Annotated in this window: 29 protein-coding genes; 18 read left to right on the forward strand and 11 right to left on the reverse strand. The window is 61.6% G+C overall.

Features of this window, described 5'->3' with window-relative positions:
- Positions 1 to 69: 69 nt before the first annotated feature.
- The 8 genes from AC19YX_RS25895 (at position 70) to AC19YX_RS25930 (ending at position 6,567) form a co-directional block, all read left to right on the forward strand.
- Positions 70 to 681, forward strand: a complete 612-nt coding sequence (locus AC19YX_RS25895; protein ID WP_500607547.1) for a hypothetical protein — start codon at positions 70 to 72, stop codon at positions 679 to 681.
- A 10-nt stretch (positions 682 to 691) separates the two neighbouring features.
- Positions 692 to 1,117 carry a hypothetical protein gene (locus AC19YX_RS25900; RefSeq protein WP_500607320.1) on the forward strand — a complete coding sequence of 142 codons (426 nt, stop codon included), beginning with the start codon at positions 692 to 694 and terminating at the stop codon, positions 1,115 to 1,117.
- 473 nt (positions 1,118 to 1,590) lie between these two features.
- Positions 1,591 to 2,574: a DUF1852 domain-containing protein gene (locus AC19YX_RS25905; protein WP_500607321.1), complete on the forward strand. Its 984-nt coding sequence runs from the start codon at positions 1,591 to 1,593 to the stop codon at positions 2,572 to 2,574.
- A gap of 27 nt (positions 2,575 to 2,601) precedes the next feature.
- On the forward strand, positions 2,602 to 3,636 hold the full coding sequence (locus AC19YX_RS25910) for a methionine synthase (protein WP_500607322.1): 1,035 nt from the start codon (positions 2,602 to 2,604) through the stop codon (positions 3,634 to 3,636).
- Positions 3,637 to 3,749: 113 nt separating this feature from the next.
- A complete protein-coding gene (locus AC19YX_RS25915; RefSeq protein WP_078468630.1) occupies positions 3,750 to 4,259 on the forward strand; it encodes a flavin reductase family protein in 510 nt (169 codons plus the stop codon).
- 62 nt (positions 4,260 to 4,321) lie between these two features.
- Positions 4,322 to 4,975 carry an epoxyqueuosine reductase QueH gene (locus tag AC19YX_RS25920; protein ID WP_500607323.1) on the forward strand — a complete coding sequence of 218 codons (654 nt, stop codon included), beginning with the start codon at positions 4,322 to 4,324 and terminating at the stop codon, positions 4,973 to 4,975.
- A 477-nt stretch (positions 4,976 to 5,452) separates the two neighbouring features.
- Positions 5,453 to 6,097 carry a BRCT domain-containing protein gene (locus AC19YX_RS25925; protein WP_201131554.1) on the forward strand — a complete coding sequence of 215 codons (645 nt, stop codon included), beginning with the start codon at positions 5,453 to 5,455 and terminating at the stop codon, positions 6,095 to 6,097.
- Between the two features lie 143 nt (positions 6,098 to 6,240).
- On the forward strand, positions 6,241 to 6,567 hold the full coding sequence (locus tag AC19YX_RS25930; RefSeq protein ID WP_201131555.1) for a DUF2388 domain-containing protein: 327 nt from the start codon (positions 6,241 to 6,243) through the stop codon (positions 6,565 to 6,567).
- Between the two features lie 36 nt (positions 6,568 to 6,603).
- Here the strand turns inward: AC19YX_RS25930 and AC19YX_RS25935 are convergent, their stop codons facing one another.
- Both AC19YX_RS25935 and AC19YX_RS25940 read right to left on the reverse strand, forming a co-directional pair.
- Complete coding sequence (locus AC19YX_RS25935; RefSeq protein WP_500607324.1) at positions 6,604 to 7,665, reverse strand: ankyrin repeat domain-containing protein; 1,062 nt, start codon at positions 7,663 to 7,665, stop codon at positions 6,604 to 6,606.
- 124 nt (positions 7,666 to 7,789) lie between these two features.
- Positions 7,790 to 8,254: a phospholipase D-like domain-containing protein gene (locus tag AC19YX_RS25940; RefSeq protein WP_500607325.1), complete on the reverse strand. Its 465-nt coding sequence runs from the start codon at positions 8,252 to 8,254 to the stop codon at positions 7,790 to 7,792.
- A gap of 191 nt (positions 8,255 to 8,445) precedes the next feature.
- Between AC19YX_RS25940 and AC19YX_RS25945 the strand changes: the two genes are divergently transcribed.
- Positions 8,446 to 8,685, forward strand: a complete 240-nt coding sequence (locus AC19YX_RS25945) for a hypothetical protein (protein ID WP_020297345.1) — start codon at positions 8,446 to 8,448, stop codon at positions 8,683 to 8,685.
- A 149-nt stretch (positions 8,686 to 8,834) separates the two neighbouring features.
- Here the strand turns inward: AC19YX_RS25945 and AC19YX_RS25950 are convergent, their stop codons facing one another.
- Both AC19YX_RS25950 and AC19YX_RS25955 read right to left on the reverse strand, forming a co-directional pair.
- Positions 8,835 to 9,200, reverse strand: coding sequence for an outer membrane protein assembly factor BamE (locus AC19YX_RS25950; protein ID WP_078468626.1), 366 nt, complete (start codon positions 9,198 to 9,200; stop codon positions 8,835 to 8,837).
- A 147-nt stretch (positions 9,201 to 9,347) separates the two neighbouring features.
- Positions 9,348 to 9,713, reverse strand: a complete 366-nt coding sequence (locus AC19YX_RS25955) for an avidin-fold protein (protein WP_500607326.1) — start codon at positions 9,711 to 9,713, stop codon at positions 9,348 to 9,350.
- Positions 9,714 to 9,913: 200 nt separating this feature from the next.
- Between AC19YX_RS25955 and AC19YX_RS25960 the strand changes: the two genes are divergently transcribed.
- A complete protein-coding gene (locus tag AC19YX_RS25960) occupies positions 9,914 to 10,153 on the forward strand; it encodes a hypothetical protein (RefSeq protein WP_153050169.1) in 240 nt (79 codons plus the stop codon).
- Between the two features lie 17 nt (positions 10,154 to 10,170).
- Here the strand turns inward: AC19YX_RS25960 and AC19YX_RS25965 are convergent, their stop codons facing one another.
- The gene (locus AC19YX_RS25965; protein WP_421549192.1) at positions 10,171 to 10,893 is read right to left on the reverse strand and encodes an ArsR/SmtB family transcription factor; all 723 of its coding nucleotides are present in this window, start codon (positions 10,891 to 10,893) and stop codon (positions 10,171 to 10,173) included.
- A 122-nt stretch (positions 10,894 to 11,015) separates the two neighbouring features.
- On the opposite strand from AC19YX_RS25965, the gene AC19YX_RS25970 reads away from it, so the two are divergent.
- Positions 11,016 to 12,449 carry an MFS transporter gene (locus AC19YX_RS25970; protein WP_500607327.1) on the forward strand — a complete coding sequence of 478 codons (1,434 nt, stop codon included), beginning with the start codon at positions 11,016 to 11,018 and terminating at the stop codon, positions 12,447 to 12,449.
- Between the two features lie 109 nt (positions 12,450 to 12,558).
- Positions 12,559 to 13,131, forward strand: a complete 573-nt coding sequence (locus AC19YX_RS25975; protein ID WP_500607328.1) for a hypothetical protein — start codon at positions 12,559 to 12,561, stop codon at positions 13,129 to 13,131.
- Between the two features lie 42 nt (positions 13,132 to 13,173).
- On the opposite strand, the gene AC19YX_RS25980 is transcribed toward AC19YX_RS25975, so the two are convergent.
- Entirely contained in the window at positions 13,174 to 13,623 is a 450-nt protein-coding gene (locus AC19YX_RS25980; protein WP_500607329.1) for a YfjT/YkfB family phage-associated protein, read from the reverse strand.
- Between the two features lie 88 nt (positions 13,624 to 13,711).
- Entirely contained in the window at positions 13,712 to 15,283 is a 1,572-nt protein-coding gene (locus AC19YX_RS25985) for a L,D-transpeptidase family protein (RefSeq protein WP_500607330.1), read from the reverse strand.
- A 168-nt stretch (positions 15,284 to 15,451) separates the two neighbouring features.
- Between AC19YX_RS25985 and AC19YX_RS25990 the strand changes: the two genes are divergently transcribed.
- Positions 15,452 to 16,165 carry a murein L,D-transpeptidase catalytic domain family protein gene (locus tag AC19YX_RS25990; RefSeq protein WP_078468618.1) on the forward strand — a complete coding sequence of 238 codons (714 nt, stop codon included), beginning with the start codon at positions 15,452 to 15,454 and terminating at the stop codon, positions 16,163 to 16,165.
- Positions 16,166 to 16,227: 62 nt separating this feature from the next.
- On the opposite strand, the gene AC19YX_RS25995 is transcribed toward AC19YX_RS25990, so the two are convergent.
- Together AC19YX_RS25995 and ykgO are read right to left on the reverse strand one after the other, a co-directional pair.
- Positions 16,228 to 16,962 carry an HNH endonuclease gene (locus tag AC19YX_RS25995; RefSeq protein WP_500607331.1) on the reverse strand — a complete coding sequence of 245 codons (735 nt, stop codon included), beginning with the start codon at positions 16,960 to 16,962 and terminating at the stop codon, positions 16,228 to 16,230.
- 123 nt (positions 16,963 to 17,085) lie between these two features.
- Positions 17,086 to 17,235: a type B 50S ribosomal protein L36 gene (gene ykgO, locus AC19YX_RS26000; protein ID WP_020297337.1), complete on the reverse strand. Its 150-nt coding sequence runs from the start codon at positions 17,233 to 17,235 to the stop codon at positions 17,086 to 17,088.
- A gap of 232 nt (positions 17,236 to 17,467) precedes the next feature.
- Here ykgO and AC19YX_RS26005 point away from each other — a divergent pair, with 232 nt between their 5' ends.
- The 3 genes from AC19YX_RS26005 to AC19YX_RS26015 are packed head-to-tail and all read left to right on the forward strand — an operon-like array spanning position 17,468 to position 21,616.
- Positions 17,468 to 18,931, forward strand: coding sequence for an efflux transporter outer membrane subunit (locus AC19YX_RS26005; protein WP_500607332.1), 1,464 nt, complete (start codon positions 17,468 to 17,470; stop codon positions 18,929 to 18,931).
- Positions 18,928 to 20,046, forward strand: a complete 1,119-nt coding sequence (locus AC19YX_RS26010) for an HlyD family secretion protein (protein ID WP_500607333.1) — start codon at positions 18,928 to 18,930, stop codon at positions 20,044 to 20,046. The genes AC19YX_RS26005 and AC19YX_RS26010 overlap by 4 nt, the downstream gene beginning before the upstream one ends.
- Positions 20,039 to 21,616 carry a DHA2 family efflux MFS transporter permease subunit gene (locus AC19YX_RS26015; RefSeq protein ID WP_078468614.1) on the forward strand — a complete coding sequence of 526 codons (1,578 nt, stop codon included), beginning with the start codon at positions 20,039 to 20,041 and terminating at the stop codon, positions 21,614 to 21,616. The genes AC19YX_RS26010 and AC19YX_RS26015 overlap by 8 nt, the downstream gene beginning before the upstream one ends.
- A gap of 3 nt (positions 21,617 to 21,619) precedes the next feature.
- Here the strand turns inward: AC19YX_RS26015 and AC19YX_RS26020 are convergent, their stop codons facing one another.
- The gene (locus AC19YX_RS26020) at positions 21,620 to 22,387 is read right to left on the reverse strand and encodes an AraC family transcriptional regulator (protein WP_020300684.1); all 768 of its coding nucleotides are present in this window, start codon (positions 22,385 to 22,387) and stop codon (positions 21,620 to 21,622) included.
- Between the two features lie 184 nt (positions 22,388 to 22,571).
- On the opposite strand from AC19YX_RS26020, the gene AC19YX_RS26025 reads away from it, so the two are divergent.
- Together AC19YX_RS26025 and AC19YX_RS26030 are read left to right on the forward strand one after the other, a co-directional pair.
- On the forward strand, positions 22,572 to 23,420 hold the full coding sequence (locus tag AC19YX_RS26025) for an AraC family transcriptional regulator (RefSeq protein WP_078468613.1): 849 nt from the start codon (positions 22,572 to 22,574) through the stop codon (positions 23,418 to 23,420).
- 80 nt (positions 23,421 to 23,500) lie between these two features.
- Positions 23,501 to 24,136 carry a LysE family translocator gene (locus AC19YX_RS26030; RefSeq protein WP_500607541.1) on the forward strand — a complete coding sequence of 212 codons (636 nt, stop codon included), beginning with the start codon at positions 23,501 to 23,503 and terminating at the stop codon, positions 24,134 to 24,136.
- A gap of 17 nt (positions 24,137 to 24,153) precedes the next feature.
- On the opposite strand, the gene AC19YX_RS26035 is transcribed toward AC19YX_RS26030, so the two are convergent.
- Positions 24,154 to 26,721 carry a sensor domain-containing protein gene (locus AC19YX_RS26035; protein WP_500607334.1) on the reverse strand — a complete coding sequence of 856 codons (2,568 nt, stop codon included), beginning with the start codon at positions 26,719 to 26,721 and terminating at the stop codon, positions 24,154 to 24,156.
- Positions 26,722 to 26,881: the final 160 nt, after the last annotated feature.

The raw sequence follows: 26,881 nt of genomic DNA on the forward strand, positions 1-26,881 counted from the left end.
TCCGACCACGCAAGCGATTTAACTGGCTGTGTCCGATCGAGGTATTCACTCAGCTGATGGGCTTGCAACATGAGGCTCCTGCTTCAATTCAATAACCGTGTTGCACTCAGCTCCTGCAACCGCCCATTGAATAAAGGCGTCATAACACTCACATTGCTGCTCACAGCCTCCACTTCAGCGATAGCTGACAAAGCGAATCCCATTGGTGACTGGTGGAGTGTCTTTAGCACAGGCACGGGCAAAAACAACATAGTGTTTGTCGCCGATCTCACTTCCATGACGCCACGAAGTCAAGCGGCGGATGGGTTTCAGTCAGTAGACGTTAACCAGGTTTTCGCCGACCCAGCCAAGCCATTGGCGGATGTCTATTCAGTTGAAGTCCAGTGCTCCAAGCACAGAGCGCGCTTTCTTAAAGGAACATCAATAGAGAGAACGAGTAACGCACGCCGGGATTTGAAGGTTTCCAATGAATGGCATACGTTGGATGACAAGGCGCTTTTATATACATTTGCCTTTGTGTGTAACCCCCAGGATCGAGTCTTCAACGGCATGCTGTCTTTGGGCAAGTTCGATCAGATGAAAATGCTTGGGATGATCACCGAGTTACAAGCACCGCCAAAGAGCCCATTGGAAGAGTTGGAGCAGATGCTAGACAACCCCCCACCCGCAAAGTCCAGATAAGTTAAAAACCATGACAAATAAATGGGTTAAACCGCTTTCTTTAATACTGGCAATATCAAGCATAATGATCAGCAGTGGCTGTTCCGTCATTGCTCAAAATCGTTGGGAAGGTCGCGATGCCCAAGAGGCGCTGAATTTTTTTGGCAGGCCCGATACGATGAAGGCAACGCAAAGTCCTGACGCAGGCACACTTGTCGTAATGACGTGGTACAAATCATCTCAGTGGTCGACCACTGAAGCGGCCGGCACTTCCTTGACACCGGGAGCGAACGGTTTGACCTATACCGAGTATTACGAGAATGTCGGTCATAGTTCCGACTGCACACTTGAAGCGACGGTCAATAAAGCCAGAAAAATAGTGCTTTTCAAAATTCAGAATGGGGAAATATTTCACGGTAAATGCCAAAATATTCCTTATGTTCCCCCAAGCTTTTAGTATCTTTTATAGGTGCTGAAGGGATATCTGATAAATTTCATCCTTGGCTTTCCCGCTAATCCCAATAATGGTCTGGCGGGACGTCAGAAGTCTTTGCCCAGCTTTGACACGGACATGCCAAGCTCCAATAACTGCAACACTTCCAGTTTGTTGACGTTGGGTCAACGACTCTTATCTCCCGAGCTTTTCTCCTTGAGCTAGCGCACGGACAAGCCCGGTGTTCGTGCGCTCAAACAAAGATCCCGCTCAACTCGGCCACTGCCGTGCCACTCCCCATCTGCGTGACAGGGTCTTTTACGACTGGCTGTACAACACATCATGAATATGGCTAACGATTTAGTGAAATCAATTCATTTTCACTCAAGCATTGGCTCAGCATAAAATACGTCCTAATTACAGACAATACAAATATCACTGAGTATAAAGCCATAAAAACCAATGCTTTACCTCAGAAATTAAGGCGTAAGATTATAATGAGCACAGAATTTACATTTACCATTAAAAGCATTTATTTCGACGAGAATTATCACCCCTCCGAAAATACACGCATCACTACCAACTTTGCCAACTTGGCCAGAGGAAAGAGCCGCCAAGAGAATTTACGCAACACCCTGAGGATGATTGACAACCGCTTCAACGCCTTGGCGCATTGGGATAATCCCAAAGGCGATCGTTATACTGTCGAGCTTGAAATCATTTCCGTCGAGATGGATATCGATGTTGAAAGCAGTGGCAACGCCATCCCCCTGATTGAAATATTGAAAACAAACATCGTTGACCGAAAGACCAATGAACGCTTTGAGGGCATCGTAGGCAATAACTTCTCCTCTTATGTGCGAGATTATGACTTTAGCGTGCTGTTGTTGGGACACAACAAGGATCAGCCAGGATTCAGCACTCCGGATAATTTTGGAGATCTGCATGCAAAGCTATTCAAGAGCTTCGTAAACTCAAACACCTACAAAGACCACTTCAATAAACCGCCTGTCATATGCCTGAGCGTTTCGAGCAGCAAGACCTATCACCGGACTGAAAACCAGCATCCTGTATTGGGTATTGAATACCAGCAAGATGAATACTCCTTGACTGATGACTACTTCAAGAAAATGGGCTTGAAGGTTCGCTACTTCATGCCTGCAAACAGTGTCGCGCCTTTGGCCTTTTATTTTTCAGGCGACTTGCTTAGTGATTACACCAATCTTGAGCTAATCAGCACCATCAGCACGATGGACACCTTCCAAAAGATTTACCGCCCTGAGATTTACAATGCGAATTCAGCGGCCGGAAAATCCTATCAGCCCAGCTTGAAACACCAGGATTATTCATTAACGCTGATTGTTTATGATCGAGAAGAACGTAACCGCCTGGCTATTGAGCAGGGCAAGTTTGTTGAGGAAAACTTCATCAAACCCTACCAGACCGTTCTAGAGCAGTGGTCTGCCAATTACGCGCTTTGACTCATTAAAATCACAAGGTCATTTATCATGAAAAAGCTATTGCCCACCTCCACTGCCGGCAGTTTGCCCAAACCCTCTTGGCTTGCACAACCTGAGACACTCTGGTCACCCTGGAAATTGCAAAATGAGGAATTGATCGAGGGCAAACAGGATGCCTTGCGTTTGGCATTGCAAGAACAACAACAAGCCGGCATTGATATTGTCAGTGATGGCGAACAAACCCGCCAACACTTTGTAACTACGTTTATTGAACACCTCAGCGGCGTAGACTTTGAGAAACGCGAGACCGTTAGAATTCGTGATCGCTATGATGCCAGCGTACCGACGGTCGTAGGTGCGGTGACTCGACAAAAGCCCGTTTTTGTTGAAGATGCCAAGTTCCTGCGGCAGCAGACCACGCAACCCATTAAATGGGCGCTGCCAGGCCCCATGACGATGATCGATACGCTTTATGACAACCATTATAAAAGTCGCGAAAAACTGGCTTGGGAGTTTGCCAAAATCCTCAATCAGGAAGCCAGGGAATTAGAGGCTGCCGGTGTTGATATTATCCAATTTGATGAGCCCGCCTTTAACGTGTTCTTTGATGAGGTGAACGACTGGGGGGTGGCCACCCTGGAAAGGGCAATTGAAGGCCTTAAATGTGAGACGGCTGTTCATATTTGCTACGGCTATGGCATCAAAGCCAATACTGATTGGAAAAAGACTCTGGGGTCAGAGTGGCGACAATATGAAGAGGCCTTTCCCAAGCTGCAAAAATCCAGTATCGATATAGTTTCACTGGAATGTCACAACTCTCATGTGCCGATGGATCTCATTGAACTCATTCGGGGTAAAAAAGTGATGGTCGGGGCCATTGATGTGGCATCCAACACCATTGAAACACCCGAAGAAGTAGCCAATACCCTACGTAAAGCGCTTCAGTTTGTAGATGCCGACAAGCTCTATCCTTGCACCAACTGTGGCATGGCTCCCTTATCTCGCCGAGTTGCACGGGGCAAGCTGAGTGCGTTAAGTGCAGGCGCAGAAATTGTTCGCAGAGAACTCTCGAACCCGTACTGAGCCAAAGTCGCAAGGGGGTGTACAGGGGGGATTGATGCGGTATTGAAGAACTACCGAGCTGCTTCAGGCCTTCCTTGGCACTTTCGAGTTGCACCCAATATTTAGGATCTTCCATGTCAGTTCCTGCCCCCCCTATCGAGCCATTGAGCTTTCGCGAAGCGCTCGGGCACTACGCATCCGGTATCACGGTGATTACCTCACACCTTGATGGAGAGCCGATTGGCTTCACTTGCCAGTCGTTCTATAGCGTGTCGATGAGCCCGCCGCTGGTGTCATTCAGCGTCATGTCGAGTTCGGCCAGCTATCCCAAAATCCGCCAGGCAGGTCGATTCGTCGTCAACATCCTGTCGGGTGAGCAGGTCAGGATTTCCAACCAGTTCGCTCGGCGCGGCACGGACAAGTGGCATGGAGTCGAATGGCAGGAATCGCCGCTGGGCAATCCGATCATTGTCGGCAGCCTGCACTGGCTTGATTGCGAAATTCACGCCGAACACGCCGCAGGTGATCACCTGATCGTGATTGGTGAAGTGAAGGCGTTGAACCTGCAGGAAGCTGCTGCTACGCAGCCATTGCTGTATTTCAAAGGACACTATTGCAACATCGCCGCACACCGCGCGGTTTGAGCGCTGACCTGCCCTCCTGGCCGACAGGCTACCGGAGCACTTTATACCCAGGACACACGGTCATGACAGACATCAAAAGGCCTCAACTGAGCCTTCCCGACGGCGCGGACAAGTTGCTGCTGCACTCCTGCTGCGCGCCCTGTTCGGGAGAAGTGATGGAAGCGATCACTGCCTCGGGTATCGACTACAGCATCTTCTTCTATAACCCGAACATTCACCCTGAGCGTGAATACCTATTGCGCAAGGATGAGAACATCCGCTTTGCCGAAGAGCACAAGGTGCCGTTTATCGATGCCGATTACGATAAAGACAATTGGTTTGAACGCGCCAAAGGCATGGAGCATGAACCCGAGCGCGGCGTGCGCTGCACCATGTGCTTCGATATGCGCTTCGAACGCACCGCGCTCTACGCCTATGAAAACGGCTTCAGTGTGATTTCCAGCTCCCTCGGTATCTCGCGCTGGAAAGACATGAAGCAAATCACCGACAGCGGCATCCGCAGCGCGCAAAAGTATCCAGGTGTCACCTATTGGGACTACAACTGGCGCAAGGGGGGCGGCTCGGCGCGGATGATCGAGATCAGCAAGCGCAAACGTTTTTATCAGCAGGAATACTGTGGCTGCATTTACTCCCTGCGCGACACCAACCACCATCGCAAGGACCAGGGGCGGGACATCATCCGCATTGGCGTCAACTACTACGGGGACGATGAATGATCGCTTCGCGACGTGCCCTGGGTTTGTTTGATACAGCGCCTTATGCCGCAGCCTCAGCAGGCATTCTTGACCTACGAGCGCCCTGAAAAAGGTGCTCAACGATCAGTCCTTCGTTGGCGTGGTGGCGTTTGTTTCCAAGCCTTCACTGGAGCGTTTGGCGTCATCTGAAAAAACGCACATGCAGTGGGTGCTTTGAGGGAGAAACATTGGACATGGAGCTACAAAGGAGCACTCTATGGCCCGATGGCCCGCCTCGTACGGAAGAGAGGGTGCGCTGGTCACTGCAGCGGCTCAAACCCCAGCTCGCCCAATGACCAGATAGCCGGTGATCACCCGCCGGCGTTGAACGGTGCAATCGGGTCGACTCGCAAAAGCGTCAATCGCCTGGACCACCACCGGCCCAGGCAGGATAGGCTTCTGTTTTGGCCCTACAGGGATTTTCGTCGCAACGACATGATATTCAGAAAAGGAGTTCACATGACCGACATTCACAACGAATTCGAACGTAGCAAATACTTCCATGGTTCACGGATAGACAGGCGCTCAGCTGACGCCCTCGTCGGCCTGGCAGCAGGTCTTGCCGCTGACGGCGTGGTCTCAACCGCTGAAGGGTTGTTCCTCAGGGACTGGCTTGAAACCAACCTCGTCCACCTCGATGACCCGGTGATCAACCTGCTGTATTCACGGCTCTCCAACATGCTCCTGGACGGCGTGCTGGATGCCGAGGAATCCCTTGAGCTTATCGGGCTGCTGCAGAGCTTTTCCGGCCTGAGTACCGAAAAGCCGAAGGCCAGTGATCAAACCTTCAGCGCCCCCAACGACCTTCCCTTCAATCGTCCCGAACCCGATCTTGCCTGGGATGGAAGAGTGTTCGTGTTCACTGGAATCATGGCCTACGGGCCGCGAAAAGACTGCCAGCTACGGGTGCAGGAGCGTGGCGGCATCATCGGCGGCGCGGTGAGCCAGAAAATTCATTATCTGGTCGTTGGCAGCATTGGCAATGATCAATGGCGCCATAGCAGCTATGGAACAAAGATCATGAAAGCGGTCGAGTTGAGAGAGGCTGGCAGCCCTATCGCCATCATCGGTGAACAACAATGGCAACGCGCTCTTTTTGGCTGACCCCATCGGGCGGGACCGCGTGAAATGGCTCAAGCGCCCCACCGATCAACCAGCCCGGCCATGTGCCGGGCTCCGTGTTTCTGGCCAGCGCCCTACTCTGCTATCGTGGCGCCCCCAACCAGACGACACGGAAGCATCGAGGAATGGACTTATGGAAACCTTTGGCAGTCGCGCTGCTGGCGTCTATCAGCACTCAAGCCCTGTCGGCGGAAAACAATAACCCGTTCCAGGCTGCTCTGATGATCACCACGGTGATTCCGTTCGTGGTGGTCGCAGGCACCACAGCGGCCACCTCGTACATTCCGGAGCTGTTCAAGCCGGCAAAGAGTGACGCCCTCGCGTTCATTGGTTCGGACGGAGAAATCCGTGGGGCGCAGTTTGAACAAGCCTCTCGCTACTATCGCTCGTCCTTCCCGCCGCCCCTGATGTCTGACCGGCAACTGGCTCTTGCCATCGCGACGTCGTTCTAGAATCGCCGCCGAGACCCGACTCCCGCTCGAGCCCCCTTACCTGGTGTAGGCAGGCGCCGCCAACGCCAATGGCTGGGGATTGGCAATCACCCAGTGCACGGCCAACTCACAGAGACGATCGGTCTGCCCAGCGTCATCGTCCCCTCCGCGCAGAGCGGCAGCCAGCGCCCGAGCCTCATCGATTTCGGCAGCAGGCAACGCCACGGCACTGCCCAGGTGTCCCACCAGGGCCGTCAACATCGCCTTGAAATCCGTATCCCAGTTGGCCGAGCCGTTGTGGTGAATCTCTTGGGAAATACGGCCGCTGATGCGGATCACCTCGCCCTGCACTGTCGCCGCCGCGCCGAAGGATGGAATCAGCAGCGCCCACAATTGCTGATGCTGTTCAAACCAGCCAGTGGCCGTTACCACGATGGCAGACTGCCCGTCATGCACCTTGCGCGAGGCGACCGGAGTAACGTCGAACAGGCGATAGAGACTGGCCAGGCCGGCTTGCGTTGCCTCGAGGTAGTCCGGGTTGAAGAAGGCCCGGTGAAACTCGAATTCACGGCCGATGCGCTCCACCTCGGCAAGCATGCTGTCATCGCGTTGCAGGCCTGCCGCCAACAGGATCTCGGCGATTTTCGCGGTGGCCTCGATATCGGCGTTGCGCGCAGTGACCAGGGCGATATGCAGCACGCTGTGCCCCTGCCGGTTCCTGGCCTCGACATTGGCGCCACGGCGGATCAGGGCAGCAATGGCCTCGGCCTTGTGGCTCTTGGCCGCGGCATGCAACGGCGTGTCGCCCTGGTAATCCCGGGCCTCGATATCGGCCCCCAAGTCCAGCAGCAGATCGACGCCACCGATCCAACTCGTACTGCGATGGTGCAGGGGCGTACGTTGGTAAGTGTCACGGGCATCAATAGCTGCGCCCTGCTCCACCAGCCAGCGGGCCAGCGCGTCAGGACAGTTGTAAAAGCCCAGCGCGGTGTTCTTGCTATAGCCGCCGGTGGCTTCAAGCTCGCACCCTTCGAACACGGCAACCAACTCGGCAAGCGAGCCCTGCTCCAGCAACTGATCGAAATCCTTCGGCAGTGTCTTGCGTTTACGCTTGGCCATGGCGGTGGTCATCATCCTGATCAAAAGGCGGTCATCATAAAACCAAATCTTTCATTGGTCACAGCCATCACTTTGGGGGGCAGGCTCGTGCCAAGCCGTTATCGATATGCAGCTATTGGCGTCGTCACGCTGTTGACCCCAATGCGGTCAAGCCCTGGAGATACGCCGCCAGTTGCCTATGGGCATCATCAGTAACCTTTCCGCTCACGCAATAAGAAAGCTCTTCGTTTTTCCATAAGCCACCCGAGGTGATGTTGGCCGAACCGAGAATTGCGCGATACGAGTCGCCGCTTCGACCGTAATAAAGTTTTGTATGAAGATAGGTGGGTCGCGGCACATTGACGTGTTTCAGTCCGGTCAAACTGGCCAGACTCTTGATGCAGGCTCGCTCGGTGTGCTCACGATTGGTGTACACCGTTATATGTCCCCCTCGGCCTATAGCCTCCCTCATGTGCTTCAACAATGGAGACAAACCACAGGCCTTCATCCAGCCTGAGCAAATGACGATTTGCTCAGACGCGGACAACAGCTTCTTCAACTCACACAGGTGCGACTGCGAGTCTTTTTCCACATTGGTAATCAGACGCAAGAGCGGTTCTCCTGTTCAATCGGGTGCCAATACTACGCTCCTGACCTGAAAAACAATCTCCCGCCGCGGTTCGGCGAAGGCACGGCGGACGACGGCGTCATTCCATTCAAACCGCGACATCACCCGGAAAATGGCGCACCGTGTCCCGTATCCACCAACGCATCACAGACCCACCTTTATCCGGACGTCACATGACACCCAACGCAGAGCGCTATAACCCTTCCACCGACTATGCCGACAAGCTGATTTCGCGCATCGGCCAGACCCCTTCATGGATCGCGAAACGTATTGGCGTGACCGACAAGCGCATTCGCTACATCCTGGATGGCGAAAGGACCGTCAAGGGCGAGACCAGTGCCATTCAGATGACGTACACCGAGCAGTTTGCCCTTGAGTGCCTTGCCGCAGAGGCCCAGGCCAAGAAGAAGTAAGCAGGACTGGCGGGGCCTCGAGTCGCGCCAGGCTTTGCTGATGGCAAAGCCTGGCGCAACGCCCGAGGGTAATCTCGGAAGTCACAGGCACCGGCCCTGGATGCAAAAAGCCCAGCGATAAGCTGGGCTTTTTGTTGTGGCGCAAGCTATTACATCCCGGCTGCATCCAACAGCGCGTTGCCCGACTGACCTGGCGTGCCACCGCCCTTGTAGACGTCCAGCAGCACGCCTTTGGACGACCATTCGAAAATGGTGCTCTCGTTGACGTTGGGGGCAAACGGAAGGGCTGCGATTTTGGTGTAGGGATAAGTCCAGATTTCCTTGCCACCCACTTCAGACTTCTTCGGTGGATGGCCAATGGCGGCAGTCACTTGCTGCTGAGTAGTCTTGCCTTTCTGGAACTGGGCAAGTTGCTGCGACGACACCTGCGTTCCGGAGTTGTAGTCCAGGGCGGCGCAGCCGTGCAACAACAGTGAGGCAGAAACGAGCACAGCAAGGGTGATGCACTTTTTCATTTACAGATCCTTGAAGGGGATAGTCTCGACCTTTGAGACTGGCCGGAAGTCTAAGCAGGCTGGCCAGTTGCCCCAATAGCACAAATGTACTACTCCCCGGGTACCCCCTTGTTGCTGACGCCTGAGTGCTCAGGCGTTTTTCAGCCGCTAGGGAAGCAGCTCCACGTAGCTGGACTCCCCTCCTCCCGTCGCGCCCGACAACCAACCCCAGGTGAAGGCCAGCGTGGTGCGCCCGGCCTGATCAACGCCGACCGTCCCCCGGGACCAGCCGGCCAGAATCTCGCCTTCCGTCGTCAGGCAATGAAAGAGAAGCTCAAGGGTATCCGGGCCGGTCACGCGTCCGACCTGATGCCCCAGGTGGATCCGGCCGCCCTGGTAAGTGCTCGAAATGGCGTTGCCCTCGACCAGGTAATGAAACACCGTGCCGGCCCCGGAGAGCCCCTGGGTGTTGTCCGCCACCGAAAACCGGCGGTTGTGCAAACGTTCGCCGAGTTGAGAAAAGGCCTTATCCATAGAAGTCGCGTCCTGTTTTGATCGAGAGGAGTCATTCCAGCGGTCGCTGATCTTAAGCCATTTCCAGGTACAGCTTTGCCCCCTATGAAATGGCGGATCCAGCGTCCACTTTTACCGGCCCGGCCCCTTGGCGGATTCGCAGCAGATCTATACTTAAAACAGGGAATCGACTTCCCTTTCAAGAACCTAGAGGTGATGTGTTGGGCGGGAATCGTGACGATGGCAAGCAATACCAGGGCGCGCTCTTCAAGGTGTTCGTTTCATCCACCGAGGCACTGGAAATAGAGGACTACATCGATTACTTCCTTAGAACCCGCGGCTATGAGCTGTCCGATTCAAACCGAGACATAATCGCCGCAAAACTCGAGAGAATCCCTGACAGGCCTCACCACACCCTCAACGAACTGGATCGCTGGCTCGACTTCCAATTCAGCGAATAAACCCAGCCGGAGCAGGTTCAATCCGCAGGCAGCCGCGGAGTCTCAAGGGATTGTTGATCGACTCCGAACTGCTCCTGCAACCCGACCCAGCCCTCGGGCGTGACCTGGATCGCCCGGGAGGCTTTCACCCGGCGCAGCCAGCCCCTGGCGCACAGCAGGTTCAGCAACTGCACCCCCAGCGGCCCGGCCAGGTGGTGTTCGCGCTCGGTCCAATCCAGGCATTGCAGAGCCAGGCCACGGCGGCTGGCTTTGACCTGCGTGACGTCCAGCCCCAATTCGGCCAACCAGGCCTGGCCTGAAACGGTGATCAGGAACTGCTGGTCTGGCCCAGGTTCGATGACCCCTCGCGCCTGCAGCGCCTGGGTCATGGCGACGCCCAACTGCCCCGCCAGGTGATCGTAGCAACAGCGGGCAAAACCCAGGTCTCGGGCGTGGCGCCCCGGGGCGAGCGAACGGATGTCGCGGACCGGGGTGATCGCCGCCAGGCTTTCCAGGGCGATGGCCACTTCGGGACTGGCCAGGCGAAACAGGCGATGCCGCCCCTGGGTCTCGACCGCCAGCAAACCTCCGCCCAGCAGCTTGGCCAGGTGGCTGCTGGCAGTCTGCGCGGTGATGCCCGCCACATAGGCCAACTCGCCAGCCGGGAGTGCCTGACCACCCACCAACGCCATCAGCATGGCCGCACGGGCCGGGTCGGCCATCAGGAAGGCAGTGGAAGCAAGGGTCGGGTTCACAGGCATGGTCGGTCTCCAGGGGTGGCCATGGTAGCCCGAACCCTGCCCGGACACTTCGATGCGTGACGAAACGTCCGGCAGCCCTGGGTACTTAGACTGCAAGCCGCCCCCCGTACCGGATCCTGCCCATGGTTGCCCCGACTGATACCCCGCTCCTGCACCGCGCGCGCCATACGCCTGCGTCCGCAATACAGACCGCCATCCCCGTGCCTGCCCAGCAGCGCCAGGTGTTGCTGGCCACCAGCCTCAGCTACGCGCTGATCATGCTCGACACCTCGGTGGTCAACGTCGCCCTGCAACGCATGGCGCTCGGGCTCGACGTGACGGTCAGCGGCTTGCAGTGGGTCATCAGTGCCTACACCCTGGCATTCGCCAGCGCCCTGCTGACGGGTGGCGCCCTGGGTGATCGCTGGGGCGCGCGCAAGCTGTACCTGGTCGGGCTGCTGCTATTCACTTGCGCCTCGCTGGCCTGCGGGGTTGCCGCAAGCCCGGGGATGCTGATCGCGGCGCGTGTCGCCCAAGGCCTTGGCGCGGCGCTGCTGGTGCCTTGCTCCCTGAAGTTGATTCATCAAGCCTGCCCCGACCCACAACAACGGGCGCGCGCCATCGGCCTATGGGCCAGTTGCGGCGGTATTGCGATGGCGGCCGGACCGCTGATTGGCGGGGCGCTGACCCAGTGGCTGGGGTGGCGCAGTATTTTCTTCGTCAACCTGCCCCTGGGCATATGTGGCGTGGTACTGGCCTGGCGCCTGCTGGCCGATCCGCAGGCGCCGCAGGACGTGCGCTTCGACTGGCCGGGCCAGCTCGCTGCCAGCGTCGCCCTGGCCGCGCTGATCGGGGTGTTGATCGAAGGCCAGGCGCCGGGCTGGACGTCGCCCCTGATACTCTCGGGCGCGGCCATTGCCCTCGTGGCCGGCCTGGCCTTTGTCTGGATCGAGGCCCGTTCGCCCCATGCCATGCTGCCCCTGGCGCTGTTTCGGCAACCGATATTCGCCGGCTCGACCCTGGTGTCCGCGCTGTCGGCCCTGGTGTTTTACGGCCTGTTCTTTGTCACCAGCCTCGACTTCCAGCAAATCCGGGGCTATTCGCCGCTGCACGCCGGGCTGGCCTTTGTGCCATTGACCGCAATGGTCGCGCTGGCCAGCCTGCTCTCGCACCGCGTCGTTCGGGCCTGCGGTACGCGCTGGCCGATGTGCGCGGCGTTTGTGCTGTATGCCATGGGGGCGCTGGGGTTGATGCAGGGGGGAAGCCTGCTGAACCTGCTCTCGATGATCGCCATCGGCCTGGCCTCGGGCTTCATTTCGCCGGCGGCCACCGCGCCTGCCATGGAGGCCGTGGCGCCCCAGGCGGCCGGCGTGGCAGCCGCGACCTTGAACACTGCGCGGCAAACCGGGGCAGCCCTGGGTGTCGCGATCTTCGGTTCGCTGGTGACGGCTCTTCCATCCTTTACGACCGGCCTGTCGGCGGCACTGTGGGCCGCGGCGGGGCTTTCGCTGTTCGCGGCGCTGGTCTGGGGCAAGGTCATGGCGCGGGCGGCGCAGCCACGCCGACGCCCTCGATAAGAGCGGATGCGTATTTTGTCTTCGGGGGAGCTGACCGAGCCCTCAGGACTCGCGTATCGTCTCGCCTGCTTTTGGCCACCGCCCAGCCCCTCGTCCAGGTACCCGAAAAATGCACAACCGCCCCCCCCGCCTCATGCTTCTCGGCTTGCTACTGGCCTTTGCCGGCCAGGCTCCGGGAGCCGAGTTGCAGGCACCGAACCTCAATGTGCTGGCCTGGCCACGCATGAGTTCCGGCGAATTGGGCTGTTACCTGGAGAAGACCCTGGGCCACCGCGACCCGCGCTTCAATTGCGCCTTGAGCCATTATCAGGCGCCGACCGACCCGTGCCACGACACTGATCGCTACGACGAAGGTCCGGCGTTTCCCGCGCGCCTGGCCAGCAGAGTCCACCCGCTGGCGACGGACGTCGAGCTGACCTGGGAACACGGGGAGTTGCAGCAACTGACCTTGACCCTCAAGGGCACACTCGACGCCGCCCAGGTGCGCCAGGCCTTTGGCTTGCCCGATACCGAAGGCTCCGCACCACCCGAAGGCGGCCTGCCGGAAAACATCATGACCGCGCACATCGAGTCGTCGCCCGCATCGCTCCCGGGTGATGGTTCACCGGGCTCGACCTCGATCACGCTGACGGGTTTCGAGCATATGGGCGCGGGCGATGTCGAGTGCGACGCCGGGCAATAAAAAGCCCCGCACTTAGGCGGGGCTGATCAGCTTCGGGGGGAGTTACCAGGCTCCGGTGCCACATGGGTTTTCTTTCGAGTTGTAGGGTTTGAGCAGTTTGCTCAGGCCTTTGGTCGGCACCGAGCTGGTCAGGGCGCCGGCCTTGAGCTCGATCTTTTTCGCCTTGCGCATGGCCGCCCAGAACTCCGGGAAGTACCCCGAGCACGCATTGCACTCAACGTAGAACGGGTTGCTGTACTCGACGCCGTCGACGATCACGTCGAAACCACCCTTGTCGTTGTGGGAGTAGAACGATTGGCCGGCGATGGTTGCCGAGCCGCTGACCGGGCTCATTTCATCGTCGGCGTCACAGGCAAAGTTCAAGTAACTGGTGCTTTCATCCCCCGCGAAAAACTCTGTTTTGCCCTGACCCCAACCCGATTGCCAATCCCCTGTTGCGGCACTGGCCGACGCGCAGACCAAAAGGAGAAGCGTCGGTGCAAATAATTTCATGTCCGTTTCCTTGCGAAGCGATGAATTGACTGGGTGATGCCAAAACAACATTACACCCGTTATCAACCCCGCTCCGCAAGTTGAGCCTTCAGGGTTTACCGCCCAGGGCCGCCAGCAGCGCCGCATCCCGCCCGTAGATATCCGGGGCATACAGCAGTTGGCCATAGCTGTCGGCCTGCGCCGTCCAATAGGTGAGCAGGATCGGCACCGGCTTGGCCAGGCGGAACTCATGAGTCAGGCCGGTCGCCAGCAACTCATCGGTACGCGCCCGTTCGGCCGGGCTCAGCAGCCAATCACGCAACTGCATGACCTGCTCGACCCGCACACAGCCCGAGCTGAAGGCCCGCGGCCCTTTGCTGAACAGTGCCTGGCTCGGGGTGTCGTGCAAGTACACCGAAAACGGGTTGGGAAAGCGCACCGCCATTTTCCCCAGCGGATTGCGCGGGCCGGCGTCCTGGCGCAAGAGGATATTGCCCGGGTTGTCCCAGTCGATCTGGTCCGCGGCCAGGGGGTGCCCTTCGCTGTCCAGCACTTGCAGGTTCTGCCGGCTGAGGAAGGTCTGGTCACGACGGATCTGCGGCAGCTTGTCTTCACGCAAAATGGTCGGCGGAACGGTCCAGGTCGGGTTCAGGGTCAGGCGCGTAACCCGGGACTTGAGCAGCGGTGTCTGGCGCTCGGCCCGTCCGACCTGGGTCCGGGTCTGCCATACCGGCACGCCATCCTGGTACACGCTCAACTGCGCCGCGGCGACGTTCACCAGCAGGCTGGTGGGCTCCAGGTCCTGGGCCAACCAGCGAAACCGCTCGAGGTTGACCCGCAATTGCCCACGGCGCACGGCCGGGCTGATGTTCAGCTCATTCAAGGTGCCCTGCCCGACCACCCCGTCGGCCTGCAGCGAATGGTTGAGCTGGAAACTCTTGACAGCGTTTACCAGCTCCGGCCCATAGGCGTTATCGTCCGTGGCCAGGGGGCTGCTCAGGTAGCCCTCGCTGAACAGCCGCTGGGCCAACGCGGGAACCCGCGCGTCCTGCATGTCCGGGCGCAACAACGGCCCGCTGGCCAGGGGCTGCCACTGGGGCAGCGGCAGTTGGCGCTGCTCGGCATACAGCTGGCGCAGGCGCTGATAAAGCTCGATGCCCGGGCGCGCCTGCTGGAATGCGCTGGCAAGGTCCGCAAGCCCCGGAGCAGCCAGCGCCAGGAGCTCGGCCTCACGCTCGGCGGGCGCCTGGCTGGCGTGCCACAGCGGCTCGAAACGCGCCTGCGACAAACGGCCGTAGTGCAGGTCCTGCAGGGCCTTGAGATATTGCCGGCTGGTATCGAGTTCGGCACACCACGCGCCGGGGGTCGCCGCATCGGTCGGCAACGGGTAGCTGGCCGGGTCGAGGCCGTCATCGGCCAACTGCTGCAATTGTGCCTGCAAGGCCGCCACGCGTCCGTCGGCGGACCAGATTTCAAGGTCATTGTGTTGCTGGTAAAACGCCTGCAACAGGCTTCGGGTCGGCCCGTCCATCTGCACAGCCAGGGCCGGGCACGCGAGGGATAACTGGGTGAATGCCGACTGCACAGGGCTGGTGGGATCGACTATCGGTTCGTCGGCGGTCGCGACCAATGGCGCAGCGAGCAGGCAAAGGCTCAAGTAACATGCGGTTTTTTTGAACAACTGCTTTACTCCAAATCCATGGCCGTCATAGGACGGATCAACCTCGGCAACCGTTGCCGCGAACCAGCAGGCCAAGCGTAGCAAGCGCTGGCGGGGGAACCACAGAATGTCAGGAGCCAACGCAATGGTAGGGACTCTTTTTACCGACCGCTATACAGACCGCTTCCCATGCTGATTTTTCTGCGCCGCCTGGGCCTGGCAGCGACAACCCTGGGGGCCATCTGCAGCCCCGCGTTCGCCGTCGGCACCCCAAGCCCGATGATGTTCAACAGCCTCGCCCACGCCGCCCCGGAACTCAATCCACAGGCCCTCAAAAGCGCCCTGAGCGCCATGCAGTGCGCGGTCAACAGCGGTGCCCGCCAAGCCCGGCACCTGGCCGTCATCGACTACTCGCAACCGTCCACGGCACGCCGCCTGTGGATCTTCGACCTGCGTAAAAAGACTCTGGTGCTGCGCGACCTGGTGGCCCATGGGCAGAAGTCCGGGGAAAATTTCGCCACGCAGTTTTCCAATCGCCTGGGCAGCTATCAGTCCAGCCTGGGCCTGTTCCGCACCCAGGAAAGCTATGAAGGCAGCCACGGTTATTCGCTGCGCATGGACGGCCTGGAACCGGGGTTCAACGACCGGGCCCGTGATCGCGACATCGTGATTCATGCCGCCGACTACGTGAACCCGCTCTGGAGCCAGCGCCAGGGCCGCATCGGCCGTAGCCAGGGTTGCCCGGCGGTGCGCCCGCAAGTGGCGCGCCAGGTTATCGACAAGCTCAAGGACGGCCAGTTCATGTTTTCCTGGTACCCCGACCAGCGTTGGCTCAAGTCCTCGGCCTACCTCAACTGCCAGCCACGCCAGGTGGCGAGCATCGTCAGTGCCAAAGGCGGTTGAGGCCACCGGCGCGCCCACAAAAAAGCCCTGCAGTGCCAGGGCTTTTTTACGACTGGACGTCCTCAGGGCTTGAATACCTCGCGCCGGTGGTAGGCCAGGTAAACCGCCTGCTGCGGATTGAACGGCGTGGGCGTGAGGTCGCCATGCAAGTGCCAGGCGCCCAGCACTTCAGCGGCCTGGGCCGACACCCGCAACTCGCCGCTGTCTTCGAACGAAATCCAGCCCCGGTCAAATAGCCGGTCGACGTGGGGGGCGAGCATCAGCCCGTTATTGCCGTCGAGACGCTCGGTGTTATTGCAGTCTTTCCAGGGTTTGATATGGCTGGCGATAAGGAAGTTTTTCGCGCTCACCCCGGTCAGCCGGCAGCGCGGCTCGATCTGGAGCGCTCGCTGGCGAAACAGGTCCTGGCCGATGCGGGAGCGGATCAGGCGCTGTTTCTCGGTGGCGCTAAGACGGGGGTCCTGTTCGATCTGACGCTGCTGCTCATCAGCCAGGGCCTGGTCACGGATGTCCTCGGCGGCCGCTGCCTGCTCGGCTTGCTCTGGGCTCGGTATCCGGGGCTGGGCCCGGAAAAACGACACCTCGCGGCGGGTAAAATCCACTCGATCTTTAAGAAAGCCTGCGTCCAGCCATTGCTTGGCCTGGGGCCGCTGAGGGTCATTGATCCAGGCGGTATGGGTCTCGGTGTAGTCCGGCAATTCGAAACCCAGCATGTTTTCGATCTCGGTGAAGGTCAGGGTCACCGAGTCGGTGCGCAGGGCGTTGAAATAATCGCCAAGGGGCTGGTATTTGCTCACGGGAAACCTCCATGTCGGAAACAGCCCGCAAACATACGACAAGCCAGCGCCCCGAGAAAGCAGCCTGTGAGGCATTGAGCAGGGAGCGTTGACCCAGGACGAATGCCTGGGGCCGATCGCGGCTCAGCCTTTGTTCTTGTTTTTCGCCCCGCCCTGGCGCGCCTTGAAGCGCGGGTTGGATTTGCAGATCACATAGATCCGCCCGCGACGCTTGACGATCTGGCAGTCGCGGTGACGATTCTTGGCTTCTTTGAGGGATGAAAGCACTTTCATGGTGATGCTCCTGAGGGGGCTTAAAAATATGTAATAACATATCATAATCAGCAATAAGAATAATTATCAACTCCTGAGTTGCAACCCCCATCAGCCCTACACCTTTGCGTTGGCACGCGCCTCGGCCTTGACCTCAGAATGTCCATTTCAAGATAAATGATTGGAAGTTCACGTTAGACGGTCGATTGACCGGCTCTCTAGAGTGGCCGCACCCCTTACAAGAGTGCGCCCCATGGATCTCTATCGACGGTCGCTGCTGGCCTTGTTTTTTGCGACGCTCAATGGCTGCGCCAGCTGGAGCGAGCCCACAGCCAGCCCTGCCCCCCCTGCCGCCGCCAGCGTCAACAGCCCACTCCCGGACCAGTGGTGGACCCTGTATCGCGACCCGGCGCTGAACGCCGCCGTGGAGCAGGCGCTGATTCACAACCGGGACTTGCAAGTAGCGGCGGCGAACCTGCTGCAAGCCCGCGCATTGCTGCAGGAGGCCGACGCCCAGGGCCAACCGCAAACCGCCTTCAGCGCCGATGCCGGTTATGGCAGCTCGGCGGACGATCAACTGGAAGCGGCACTCAACCAAAGCTCGCACATTCGCACCGGCAGCCGCTATCACCTGGGTCTGGCGGTGGCCTGGGAACTCGACCTTTTCGGCCGTTTGCAATCCTTGAGCCGCGCGGCCCAGGCCGACGCCGAATCCGCCCAGGCCGCCGCCGACGGGCTGCGGGTGCTGGTGGCCGCACAGACCACCGGCGCCTGGCTCGATGCCTGCAACTACGCCCGGCGCGCCAGCATCGCCCGGCACGCCCTGAGCCTGGCCGAACGCAGCCAGGCCCTGGCGTCGAGCCTGCACAGCGCCGGTGCAGGCAGCGCGCTGGAAGTGGCACGGGCCCAGGAGCGGGTCGGCCAGTTGCAAGCCCGCGTACCGGCGCTGGAGGCCGGCCGGCAGCGCGCGCTGGGCGAACTGGCGTTGCTGATGGGCCGCCCGCCTGGCGCGGCGCCTTCCCAGGCGCTGGCCTGTCAGGCCGCACCGACCCTGGCCGCCTCGATGCCAAGCCTGGATGGCCTGGCGGTGCTGCGCCAGCGCCCCGACGTGCGCCAGGCCGAGCGCCAATTCGGCGCCGCCACCGCGCGGATCGGCGTGGCCAGGGCCGACCTCTACCCACGGGTTTCCCTGGGGGCCAACGCGCTCAACTCCGCCCATCACCCCGACGGTTACGGCGACAGCGGGGCCACCGTGTGGAGCCTGGGGCCACTGCTGTCGTGGAGTTTTCCCAACCTGAGCAGCGCCCGAGCCCGCATCGCCCAAGCCAGCGCCATGGAAAACGCCGCCCTGGCACGCTTCGACGGCACGCTGCTGGCGGCCCTCAAGGAGTTGCAGCAGGCCCTGGTCGACTACGACGCCGCGCTGCGCCAGCAACAGGCCTGGCGCCAGGCCGCGCAGTACAGCGCCGAACGCCTGCGCCTGGCAGCCCTGGACCGCGCCGCCGGCGCCAGCACCGCCCAGAAATACCTCAAGGCCCAGCGCCGTGACGTGCAACGCCAGGCCGAACTGGCCGGCGCCGATGCCCAGGTCATGGACGCGCAGTTGCTGCTGTTCAAGGCCATGGGCGGCGGCTGGCGTGAAGCGCCGCCGATCGCCCGTGCCACGCGGCTCGCCCGCCACTCTTCCACCTTGCCTGAAAGCGAGTACCCGCAATGACCGATACCCCCGCTCCCGCTTCGACTGCGGCCCCCGCGCGCGCCATGACCCGGCGCCGCGTGCTGATTTACGCCACATCGGTGCTGGCCGGCCTGCTGCTGGTCGCCTGCTGCGTGCACTGGTGGCGCAACGGACGCTTCCAGATTGAGACCGACGATGCTTACCTGCGGGCCGACATTGTCACGGTCGCCCCGCGGATTTCCGGCTACCTGGCCGAGGTCCGGGTGCAGGACAACCAGGCACTCAAAGCCGGCGACCTGCTGGCCAGCATCGAAGACCCGGATTACCAGGTCCATGTCGATCAGGCCCAGGCGGCCGTCGACGAAGCGCTGGCCGAAACCCGCGCGCAACAGGCGCGCATCGCCAACCTGGCGGCACGCCAGCGCCAGCAGCAAAGCCTGATTGCCGAAGTCGAAGGCCGCGCCCGCGCCGCCGAAGCCGAGTCGCGCCAGGCCAACCAGGAAGACCGCCGGCAGCGACACTTGGCGGCCCAGGAAGTCAGCAGCGCCCAGCAGCTGGAGCGTGCCCAGGCCGATACCCGCAAGGCCGATGCCGCCCTGGCGTCAGCCCGCGCTGCCTTGGCTGCGCGCCGTGCACAAGTGGCGATCATCGACACCGAGCAGCAGTTCGCCCAGGCTCGCCACGACAAGGCGCAAGCGGCGGTGGCCCAGGCCCGGGCGCGGCTGGCACTGGCCCGGATCGACCTGCAACACACGCAAATCCGCAGCCCGATCGACGGCACCGCCGGCCAGCGCAGCCTGCGCATCGGTCAATACGTCGAGGCTGGGGCGCCGCTGCTGGCCGTGGTGCCCGAGGCGGCCTATGTGGTGGCCAACTATAAGGAAACCCAAGTCGACGCCATGCGCCCCGGGCAACCGGCTCACATCGAAGTGGACGCGCTGGGCGGCCTGGAACTCAAGGGCCGGGTCGACAGTTTCGCCCCGGCGTCCGGCGCCCAGTTCGCCCTGCTGCCACCGGACAATGCCACCGGCAACTTCACCAAGATCGTGCAGCGCATGCCTGTGCGCATCCGCCTGGAACCGGGGCAGCCGCGCGCGGCTGAACTGCGCCCCGGCATGTCGGTGATCGTCAGCGTGGACACCCACCATGAGTAACCCTGGACAGCAGACTGGCGAGGCCGCGCCGGCCATTTCCCTGCGCACCTGGGTCGCGGTTCTGGGCAGCGTGGTCGGCTGCTTCATGGCCGGGATGAATGTGCACGTCACCAACGCCTCGCTGCCGGATGTGCGCGGCTCCCTCGGCGCCACCTTCGAGGAAGGCTCGTGGATCACCACCGCCTACCTGGTGGCCGAAATCATCATCATCCCCATGACCGGCTGGCTGGTGTCGGTGTTCTCCATGCGCCGGGTGATGATGGTCGGCACCGCGGGCTTCGTGCTGTTCTCGATTGCCTGCTCCCTGGCGCCGAACATCCAGACCATGATCATCGCCCGCACCCTGCAGGGCGCCTTTGGCGGGGTGCTGATTCCGCTGTCGTTCCAGCTCATCGTCACCGAGCTGCCGGCCGCGCGGCACCCCATGGGCATGGCCCTGTTCGCCGTGGCCAACAATGTCGCCCAGGCCGCCGGGCCGTCCCTGGGGGGCTGGCTGACCGACGCCTACTCCTGGCGCTGGATCTTCTACCTGCAAGTGCCGCCCGGGCTGTTGCTGCTGGCGGCGATCGGCTGGTCGGTGCGGCCGCAGCCGGTGATGCTGCACAAGCTGCGCCAGGGCGACTGGTTCGGTATCGCGACCATGGCCGTGGGACTCTCGGCGTTGCAGATCATGCTCGAGGAAGGCAGTCGCAACGACTGGTTCGCCTCGACCTTCATCGCCAACTGCGCGGCGCTGGCGGTGATCGGGCTGCTGGCGTTTGTCTGCATCGAACTGCGCCGCGAGCACCCGCTGATCAACCTGCGCCTGCTGGGCCGCTACAACTTCGGCCTGGCCAGCCTGATGCAATTCACCTTCGGCGCGGTGGTGTTCGGCGTGGTGTTCCTGGTGCCCAATTACTTCGCCGAGATCCACGGCTACAACGCGCGGCAGATCGGCCTGATGATGATCCCCTACGGCCTGATCCAGTTCGCCATGTCATTCGCCACCCCGCGCCTGATGCGCTGGACCAGCGCCCGCACCATCATCATCCTCGGCTTTGCCATCACCGGCCTGGGCTGCCTGATGAACATCCACCTCAACCCGGATGCCGCGGCCAACGTGATCGTGCCTTCGCTGGTGGTGCGTGGCATCGGCCAGTCGCTGGTGGTGGTGGCCTTGGGGGTGATGGCGATCCAGGGCCTGGAAAAAGACCAGGTGGGTTCGGCCTCAGGCCTGTTCTCGATGGTGCGCAACGTCGGCGGTGCGATTGGCATCGCGCTGTCGAGCCAGATTGTGGTCGAGCGCGAAAAACTTCACGCCCAGCGCATCGGCGAGGCGGTGTCGCCCTTTGCCCAGGCGACCCAGGAACGGCTGGTGGACATGGTGCGCATGCTCAGCCATGTGCCGATGGACTACGCCAGCGCCCTGCACGGCGCTGCCGCCGGCCCCTTGCGCCAGCAAGCCCTGGCGCTGATGGAGCGCCTGGTGCACCGCGACGCGATGCTGATGGCCTACAGCGATGCGTTTTACCTGGCCGGGCTGGCGATGCTGGCCTGTGTGCTGGCCGGGCTGGTGCTGCGCCGGTCGTGACGGTCAACGGTAGAACAGCGACGGCGGCACCCCGAACTGGCGCTTGAAGGCCGCCGCGAAGGCGCTCTGGCTGTCGTAACCGTGCTGCAGCGCCACTTGCACGATCGGCATGCCCTGGGCCAGGCATTCCAGGGACAGCAGCAGCCGCGCCTGCTGCCGCCAGCGGCCGAAAGTGATGCCGGTGGCGCGCTGGAACTGGCGGTGAAAGGTCTTGCCGCTCATCGCCAGGCGGTCGGCCCAGTGTTCGGCGGTGCTGTTGTCGGCGGGGTCGGCGGCCAGGGTCTGGCAGACCCGCAGCATGCGCGGCTCCTGAGGCCAGGGCAGGTTGAACGGCAGCACCGGCAACCAGCGCAGCTCATCGAGTATCAAGCGCATGATCCGCCCTTCGCGGCTGTCACTCTGGTAGTGCTCCTGCACCGCAGTGGCGGCCAGGATCAGCTCGCGCAGCAGCGGCGAAACCTCGATCACACAATCGCCCTGGGGCAGGCCCGCAATCGCATCGAGGTTGATAAACAGGCTGCGCATGCGGGCCGCGCCGCGCATGCGCACGGTGTGATCGACCCCGGCCATCAGCCACACCCCACGGCTGGGCGGCACCACCCAGCGCCCGGCCTGGGTCTCGATCACCAGCACGCCTTCGATCGCATACAGCAGCTGCGCCCGGTCATGGCGGTGGGCCGGGATCACATGGCCATTGGGATAGTCCACCGCAACGCCGGTGACCGGCATCGCCGCGCATTCATAAGAGGAGGCAAACGCCGAATCGGACATGCAGGAAACGCCTCAGGGTTCAGGGAGCGCGACACGAAGGCCACGGCAAAAATGACCAAAACAGAATAACAACCCAGCGTTTCGTGCGATAGCGCCAACCCAGGCGGCGCAAGGCCCCCTGGTACGAGGCCAAAAATATGAGAGCATGCCCCACCGCTCCAACACTTCAGGACCCCCTCCGCGCATGGCTCAACCGGCTCACCTCCCCGCTACGCCCAGGGCCGCGCCCGAGACCGCCATCGCCCAGTTCTGGCGCGACCCGGCGCTGCCCCATGTCGAGAGCCGCCGTGCCTGCCACAGCCGCGCCAACTACAAGCCCCACAGCCATCCGACCTACTCCATAGGCGCGGTGGATCAGGGGGCCAGCCTCTTCACCGGGGCGGCAGATGGCCCAACGCTGATCCGCAGCGCCAGCCTGGTGTTTGTCCCCGCCGGCTGCGTGCACGCTTGCAACCCGCTGCCGGAGACCGCCTGGAGCTATCAGATGCTGCACCTGGATGCGCAGTGGCTGGCAGCCCTCAGGGCCGAAACCCACGCCGGGGACAGCGCCCCCGAACCGGTGCTGATCAGCCACGACCCGGCACTCTACCAGCGCTTTTGCCAACTCAATCGGCTGTTGTTTTCCGCTGCGGGCAGCGCTGAAAAAGACGCCGCGCTGATTGAGTTCATCGGCGATCACGATGGCGCCGCGCAACGGATCGACATCGCCGCCAACCCTGCGCTGGCCAGCGGCGAGCTGAAGCGGCTCATGGCCTTCTTGCAGCACGACAACCACAGCCTGCTGCCCCTGGCCGAACTGGCAGCCATGGCCGGGATGAGCCGCTACCAGTTGATCCGGGCCTTTCGTGCCAGTACCGGGCTGACGCCCCACGCCTATCAGCTCAACCGCTGCATCAACCAGGCGCGCCACTGGCTGCGCGAAGGCCAGGGCATGGCGTCGATTGCCTACCGCCTGGGGTTTGCCGACCAGGCGCATTTCCAGCGCGTGTTCAAGGCCCACGTCGGGGTGACCCCGGGGCTGTATCGCAGCTGAGCCGCGCGCAATTTTCTTCAATACAGGGCTCGGGGCCGCTGCGCACACTGGCGCCCCCTGTCCCTGGAAGTTTGCCCATGTTGCAGCAGTTTCTGATGGTCGCCGCCGCGCATTTCCTGGCGTTGCTGTCCCCCGGCCCGGATTTTTTCCTGGTCGCGCGCCTGTCCATGGCCGCTGGCTGGAAGTCCGCCACCGGTGCCTGCCTGGGTATCGCCCTGGCCAATGGTGTGTTCATTCTTGCGGCATTTGCCGGGGTCTCGGCGCTGCATGCCGACAGCGCGGTGTTTATCACCTTGCAACTGGCCGGCTGTGGCTACCTGCTGTACATGGGCGGGATGTTTATTCGGCACGCCGGCAGCAGCGCCCTGGGCCCGGTCGCCGCCGAGGGTGCGCCGGCAACCCGTGACCGTGGCCAGTGGTGGCGCGGCCTGGGCATGGGCCTGCTGTCAGGCCTGCTGAACCCGAAGAACGCCCTGTTCTACGTGAGCCTGGCGTCCCTGGTCAGTGCCGACACCTCGCCCGGCTGGAAGCTGTTCTACGGCCTGTGGATGTTCGCCGCCGTGCTGTTGTGGGACTTGCTGGTGGCCCTGGCCATCGGCAATCAACGCGTGCTGCGGCGTTTTTCCCAGGTGCTGCCGTGGCTGGAACGCGTGTGCGGGGCGATCCTGATCCTGCTGGCGCTGATCGTTATCGGCGCCCTGGCCCTGCGCCTTTGAACCAGTCGCCGGGCCCCTCAGGCCATGGCCGCGCTCAGCCAGGCCTCCAGCGACTCCGGCGCCAATGGCCGGGCAAACAGGTAACCCTGGGCCACCGAGTAGCCCTGGTCCTTGAGCACCAGGCACTGGCCAGCGGTCTCCACGCCTTCGGCCACCACCGTCAGGTTCAGGCTCTTGCCGATGCCCATGATTGCCGCACTCAAGGCCCGGGCCGCGCTGTCATCTTCAAGGTCGGAGACAAAACTGCGATCGAGCTTGAGCTCGCTCAGGGGCAACCGGCGCAGGTAGCTCAGGCTCGAATAGCCGGTGCCGAAGTCGTCCATCGACAGGCGCACGCCCTGGGCATGCACTTCGTCGATGGTCTTCAGGGTGCTGGGGTTGGTGTCGAGCAGCACGCCTTCGGTGATCTCCAGGGTCAGGTCCCTGGGCACCAGTCCGTGGTGATCCAGGGTGTCAGCAATCATTCGCGGCAGGTCCAGATTGTGGAAACTGGTGGGTGACAGGTTGATCGACACCGAGGGGATTGCCAGCGCCCGCCGCCGCCAGTCACTCAACTGGCGACAGGCCTGGGCCAGTACCCAGCGCCCGAGGTCGGCAATCAGCCCGCACTCCTCGGCCAGGGGAATAAAGCGCGCCGGGGAAATCTCCCCCAGCTGCGGGTGGGTCCAGCGGGCCAGGGCCTCGACCCCACACAGCTGGCCGCTGGCGAGGTCGATCTGCGGCTGGTAATGCAGGCGCAAGCCGTTGTTCTGCAGGGCCTCGCGCAGGGCTGTCTCCAGGGCCAGGCGCTCCTGGGCCAGCAGGTTCAGTTCATGGCTGAAGAAACTCAACTGGCCACGGCCGCCCGACTTGGCCTGGTACATGGCCATGTCGGCGCGGCGCAGCAGGGTCTCCATGTCGCGGCCATCGCCGGGGAACACACTGATGCCGATACTCGCCGAGCAGGCCACGGACACCCCGTCCACCAGGCACGGCGCGCCCAGGGCCAGCAGCAGCTGCTCGGCCTGGGCCGCGACCTGGGTCGAATCGCAATCGGGCAGGATCAATACGAACTCATCCCCCGACAGCCGGCCGACGATGTCCGACTCCCGGGACTCGCGCTCCAGGCGCCCGGCGACGATCCGCAACAGCTCATCTCCCGCCGGGTGGCCCAGGGAATCGTTGACCTTCTTGAAGCGGTCCAGATCGACGAACAGCACCGCCAACTGCGAGCTGTCGCGCCGCGCCGCACTGATCGCCTGGTCGGCCCGGGCTTGCAGCAGGCTGCGGTTGGGCAGGCCGGTCAGGGCATCGTAGAACGCCAGCTGGCGAATCCGTGCCCGCGCGTGTTCCCGCTGCAAGGCCAGGGCACACAGGTGCACGCAGGAATTGACGATCTGCTGGTGAAACAGGTCCGGCACCAGAGCCTCGCGAAAGTAAAAGGCGAAGGTGCCGATCACCCGCCCCTGGCTGGAACGGATCGGTGTCGACCAGCAGCCGACATACCCCAGCTCCAGGGCCAGGTGCTTGTAGTCGGCCCACAGCGGGTCGTTGGCGATATCGGTGACCAGCACCGCGTCGTTGCGAAACGCCGCAGTGCCGCAGGAGCCCACGCTGGGACCGATCGGCACGCCGCACAGCGCCGCGCTGTAGGCCGCCGGCAGGCTCGGCGCGGCCAACGATTGCAGGCAGCCATGTTCGTCGACTTCCAGGATCGAGGCCGCCACTTCCGGTGCGATGCGCTCCACCTCGCGGCAGATCAGCTCCAGTACCTGGGCCAACGGCTGTTCGCTGGCCATGGCTTCCAGGGCGTTGTGCTGCAGCACTTCATACATCTTCGACTGGGTGATATCGGTCAGCACCGAGACCACGCTGACCAGACGCCCGTCCTCCCCCAATACCGGGTTGGCCACCACATTGATCCAGTAGCGCTGGCCGGATTTGCCGACGACGATTTCCTCGCGCCGCACCGAGCGGCCAGCCAGCAGCTCGAGGCGCACATAGTCGATGTAGTGGGCGTTGGCGTTGGCCGCCAGCAATTCGATGGGCGAGCGCTCGGCCAGGTCCTCCTGCTGCCAGCCGAACATGCGGCTGAAGCCGCTGTTGACGTACTGGATCCGCCAGTCCGCGCCGACAATCAGCACCCCGGAGTCAGTGGCCCCGGCCACCAGGGACAGGCGCCGGTTGTGCTCGGCCAGTTCGCTTTCCCGTTGGTGGCGCAGGCTGATATCGGTGGCGACCTTGACCACCCGCTCCACATTGCCGGCTTTATCGAGAATCGCCGTGTAGGTCGCCTCCAGCCAGCAGGTGCTGCCGTCACCGCGACGGCGCTCGCAGATCCCGGAAAACGTCTGGCTGGCCAACAGCCCTGCCCAAAACAGGCGGTACGCCTCGGAGTCGGCATACAGCCCCTTGCAAAAGGACCGGTGATGCAGCCCCAGTGCGTTGTCGCGGCTGTAGCCCAACAGCAGCAGGTAGTTGGGGTTGGCGTTGAGCAAAATACCTTCGGCGGAAAATTCGGCGATCGCCATGGCCCGATCCAGGGCGCCCAACAAAGCGTTGTGGCTGACCGAACTAGCGTCATCGACGTGAACTTGAGACACCATTGCCCTGCTCCTTTTCCTGCAAATCCATTCCGCGCGGCCGAGTTCATGCAGGCGCGACCCACTATTGGGCAGCAGACCGAGCTGGCCCGAACCACGATACACCGGCGCTTTCGCGATGCTGTTCGTTGTCACGGCCAATGGCAAGTGCCCGCCAGGCCCT

This window comes from Pseudomonas sp. MF09150 (assembly GCF_059862355.1).